Raw genomic sequence first — 3,534 nt, 5'->3', positions numbered from 1 at the left:
CTCAACAGCTCGGATTCGATCTTCGTAGGAATACATGAACTACCTCCTGGTAGTCCAAGTTTTTGTCCGCATCCCCTGGTGGGTCAGCTTTGCGTGGAAATCAACAGCCGTTCGCCAAAACGCCTGGCCGTCTCGATATCGCCTTCCAACATTTCGTCAACCCCCGCATCGACCGGTGTTGTGGCCATTGCGCCTGAAGATGAACCGACATAGTTCACGTCGTTGCGCAGAGCTGCCTTGGTATTGGAGGGCATCATGCCGGTGCCCACCCACAGGCCGCTGTGTTGCATGGCAAATGTCATGAAGTACTGCAAGGTGGACAGCTTGTCGCCGCTCATGCTTCCGCTGTTGGTGAAGCCTGCGAAGAGTTTGTCTTTCCATTTCTGGGCCATCCAGGCCGCCGAAGAGTCATCGGCAAATCGCTTGAACTGCCAACTCGCGCTACCCATATAAGTGGGTGAGCCCAGCACAATCAAATCCGCGGCAGCCAGCCCCATCCAGGCGGACTCAGGCAGAGTACCTTGCGCATCAATCTCCAGCAATGCGGCCTCCGCACCTTGGGCAACGGCCTGTGCCAATCGACGGGTATGGCCGTAGCCGGAATGGTAGACAACCACAATGGATGGCATGGTGTGTTTCGCCGTCATTGGGCAGCCCTCCAGCGCTCAGCCGTTTCCAGCGCATAGTCGCGGTAGCTCCGCAACGACGTGCCCAGTTCTTGCTGCATGCGCTCGACTGCACCAGCGGAGCCCACCTCGCCATCCATCTGCATGCGCGCCATCATCAGCCGCATGTCGTACGCCATCCAGGCGGGTGCAAAACTCCGGAACCGCGCTTCAAAAGGTCCGATGTCGTCACCCGCGTACCGGACGGTCTTGCCTAGCACATCGCTCCATACAGCTGCGGCAGTTTGACCCGACAACGCGATTGGCCCCACGACATCCAACACCTCCGTTGGCAAGGGTTCGCTTGCGGCGTCTCGGCGCAGCAGATGTCGCGCGGCAACTTCCGCCACGTCACGCGCGTCCACCATGGAAATGCCTGCACTGCCGATAGGCATGGGGTACACGCCCCGCTCCAGAACATCGGACTGAATCAAGGCATCGTCGTTCTGCATGAAGTAAGCGGGACGCAGAATGGTCGCGTGCATACCGAGCTGTCCGATCATGCGTTCCACCGTGTGCTTTCCAGTGAAATGCGGAACATCGGTGAAACGGTCGCAGTGCATGACAGACAGGTACACGATGCGTTCGATACCCGCTTCGCGCGCCAGGTTGAGCGCAATCAGTGCCTGGGTAATTTCGTCTGCGGCCACAGTGTTGAGCAAGAAAAGCGTTCTCGCGCCAGCCATGGCAGCGCGCATCGAATCCACGTCCTGGAAGTCTCCCTTGACCGCCGTAACGCCGGGTGGAAACTGTCGCTTCTCTGGTGTTCTGGAGAGGGCATGAACGTCTGCGCCTTGCGCGGCTAGCAGCGCTACCACATGTGAGCCGATAAGCCCCGTGCTGCCCGTAACGAGTATGGTCATTAAAGTTCCTTGAGTGTGTGCAATGGTTTCGTGAAGCGGGTCTACGGGCAGGCAAGGAAGCGATCCATGTGTGCTCGTTCGACCCGGCAACAAGCTGAATTGTTTATGGTTTAACCTTGCACAAATAGACTCGTTGTGTAGACACCGGCGTACCGAAATATGAACAATCAAAACTACTCGATCGACGATCTCCAGTGGTTCATCAAGATCGCGGAGGCAGGGAGCCTCTCAGGGGCTTCTCGCCAACTGGAGGTTCCCAAATCAACCTTGTCGCGCCGCCTGGCGCGCATGGAAACGGCAGCAGGGGTCAGCCTCGTCAAGCGCAATACCCGAGCCTTCGCATTGACCGACGCTGGCCAACGCCTGCTGGACGGAACAAGTCCGCTGATCCATAAATTGAACGCCGTCACCCATGACCTTCTTTCTCAGGATCAGACGCCAAGTGGTCGCGTTCGCCTAGCTGCGTCAGCGACATTTGGCAAAGTTGTGCTGCTTCCGCTGGTGACTGAGTACCTGTTCAAACACGAACATTTGGAACTGGATGTCAAGCTCAGCAACCGCCACGTCAACATCGTCGAAGAAGGCATTGATCTGGCGGTGCGCATTGGCGAACTTGCCGATTCCAGTCTGAAGGCCCGTGCCATAGGCACCGTACGTCCAGCTCTATTTGCAAGCCCCGCTTATGCGAACCAACATGGGTTGCCGGTGCATCCCGGTGAACTCAGTGCTCACGCTGGCCTGCTGCAGTCGAGGGAAGCCGCAGAAATCAAGCTGCATTCGCGAAGCAGAACCGCAAAAGGACTTTTGCGCTCACGTTTGATCATCGGCCCTTCCGACGCCTTGCTGGCGCCGACATTGGACGGACTGGGAATCGCCGTACTGCCCGAGTTCCAGGCAGCGCCGCTGGTCGCATCAGGTAAATTGGTCAGAGTGCTGGAGGGCTGGCAAATGTCCGCGCTGAAAGTCCAGCTTGTCTACCCCATGCAACGCCATCAATCGCCAACAGTTCGGGCACTGATGGCGTTTCTCGCGGAACAGATCCCCAAAAGGTTGAAGACACTGTAGATCTGAATCGCCCCGGCATTCCTAGACACCGTTGAGCCGTTGGGAATGTCGCTGTTCGAACTCTACAGGGGATAATCCTGCCGCCGATGAATGACGGCGCTGTGAGTTGTAGAACATTTCGATGTAGTTGAAGACGTCCGCTCTCGCATCATCACGGGTTGCATAGACCCGCCTGCGGATGCGTTCGCGCTTGAGCAGTTGGAAGAAGCTCTCGGCCACAGCGTTGTCGTGGCAGTTGCCACGCCGGCTCATGCTGCTGACTAGGTTGTGGTCGCGCAGAAAGGTCTGCCACTCGTGGCCGGTGAACTGACAGCCTTGATCGGAATGAACTATGACAGGTGCACGCGACTGGTGGGGCCATAGCGCCATCAGCAGTGCATCGAGGACCAGGCTCGTGTCAATGCGGCTGCCCATGGACCAGCCCACTACCTGGCGTGAGAACAGATCGACCACAACCGCTAGGTACAGCCAGCCTTCGTGGGTTCGGATACCCTCTTTCGCGAAGCCATTTGCCTGCACAAGCAAAAGCACATGTACGACGAATAAAAATCTCAGGCGCATCGTCTTCTCCCTCGAATAAGGCTATTGTTTGCAGCAATTGTCTTGGATGGCCGCACCGCTTCGCATGCGTACTCGTCGGCCTGCGCTTGCACTGGCAACGCAGGTTGCGTTGGTGCCGCCTGAATCTGACCTTGTTCGGTGAGTCCGGCGAATCGAAGCTCAGCTTCCTGACGCCGCCGTGAAACCACGCAGTCGGCGGCACCGTGAGTCGTTGCTTTAGGACACCCGCTTAACCGCCAGAGCAATATTTGGTTTGAACGCCCGGCCAATCGTCACAGCGGCAACGACGCTCGGACGATGGAAAGCAAATCCTCGCTTGGCTCCTGATCGAAACGGGCCACGCCGTTGTTCGTCAACAGCACCGTCAAGCGCTTGGGGCG

Annotated in this window: 3 protein-coding genes and 1 pseudogene; 1 reads left to right on the top strand and 3 read right to left on the bottom strand. The window is 57.7% G+C overall.

Annotation, left to right across the window (positions count from 1 at the left end; all coding sequences use genetic code 11):
* Window positions 1-83: 83 nt before the first annotated feature.
* Window positions 84-629: a flavodoxin family protein gene (locus AC1Q64_RS25555; protein WP_492253163.1), complete on the bottom strand. Its 546-nt coding sequence runs from the start codon at window positions 627-629 to the stop codon at window positions 84-86.
* A gap of 14 nt (window positions 630-643) precedes the next feature.
* Window positions 644-1,528, bottom strand: a complete 885-nt coding sequence (locus AC1Q64_RS25550) for an NmrA/HSCARG family protein (protein ID WP_056419726.1) — start codon at window positions 1,526-1,528, stop codon at window positions 644-646.
* Window positions 1,529-1,687: 159 nt separating this feature from the next.
* On the opposite strand from AC1Q64_RS25550, the gene AC1Q64_RS25545 reads away from it, so the two are divergent.
* Window positions 1,688-2,593, top strand: a complete 906-nt coding sequence (locus AC1Q64_RS25545) for a LysR family transcriptional regulator (protein ID WP_082493268.1) — start codon at window positions 1,688-1,690, stop codon at window positions 2,591-2,593.
* 21 nt (window positions 2,594-2,614) lie between these two features.
* Here AC1Q64_RS25545 and AC1Q64_RS25540 read toward each other — a convergent pair.
* Window positions 2,615-3,082: pseudogene (locus AC1Q64_RS25540) on the bottom strand (IS3 family transposase); the annotation flags it as partial.
* Between the last annotated feature and the right edge of the window lie 452 nt (window positions 3,083-3,534).

The organism is Acidovorax sp. GW835-FHT14G06, from assembly GCF_058793595.1.
Note: the sequence above shows the minus strand (reverse complement) of the source record. Positions and strands in the feature narration are given on the sequence as shown.

Bases quoted from the DNA above. Each gene is read 5' to 3' on its own strand.
- AC1Q64_RS25545 (WP_082493268.1), top strand. From the start codon at position 1,688: ATGAACAATCAAAACTACTCGATCGACGATCTCCAGTGGTTCATCAAG.
- AC1Q64_RS25555 (WP_492253163.1), bottom strand. From the start codon at position 629: ATGCCATCCATTGTGGTTGTCTACCATTCCGGCTACGGCCATACCCGT.
- AC1Q64_RS25550 (WP_056419726.1), bottom strand. From the start codon at position 1,528: ATGACCATACTCGTTACGGGCAGCACGGGGCTTATCGGCTCACATGTG.